Here is a 454-nt window from a genome sequence, read left to right as displayed (position 1 = left end):
CCTTGCGGCAGCGGCCGATGCGTGCCAGATCGAGATCGATATTGCCGCTCATGTCGCCGGAGAACGACACCATCACATGCGGACGGGCACAGTATTCGTCGAGGGTCAGCGGGCCCGGCCGGTCATCGGCGCGTAGCACCCGCACACCGATGTCGCCCAGCTTGCGGCGCTTGGCGGTGGCCGGCAGGTCTGTGGTGTAGATCACGCCCAACGAGATCCCGCCGCTGGCCAGCAGCCCCGGCATCAGCAGGAAGTTGGCCCGGCGTACCACCACGCTAATGGCCGGAGCCTCTTCGCGCAGGGCCTGTAACAGGGCAGGGAACAGGCCGAATTCGGCATCGTCCGACAGGCCCAGGCGGAACACGTTGCAGCTGTTGGCCGGGTCGAACTCCCGGGCGCGGCTGATGGCGGCGGAAATCACGTCCATGGCCGGCCCCAGCTCGGCGAAGATCTG

At 67.4% G+C, this 454-nt stretch carries 1 protein-coding gene; it reads right to left on the bottom strand.

The features are described 5' to 3' along the window. Nucleotides 1-454, bottom strand: a 454-nt coding sequence (locus G3I71_RS47395) for a LysR substrate-binding domain-containing protein (protein ID WP_239149808.1), incomplete at both ends; no start/stop codon positions are given.

The organism is Streptomyces sp. SID12501 (assembly GCF_010550245.1).
In the GTDB taxonomy this organism is placed as follows: domain Bacteria; phylum Actinomycetota; class Actinomycetes; order Streptomycetales; family Streptomycetaceae; genus Streptomyces.
This window is presented reverse-complemented; position numbering and strand designations above follow the sequence as displayed.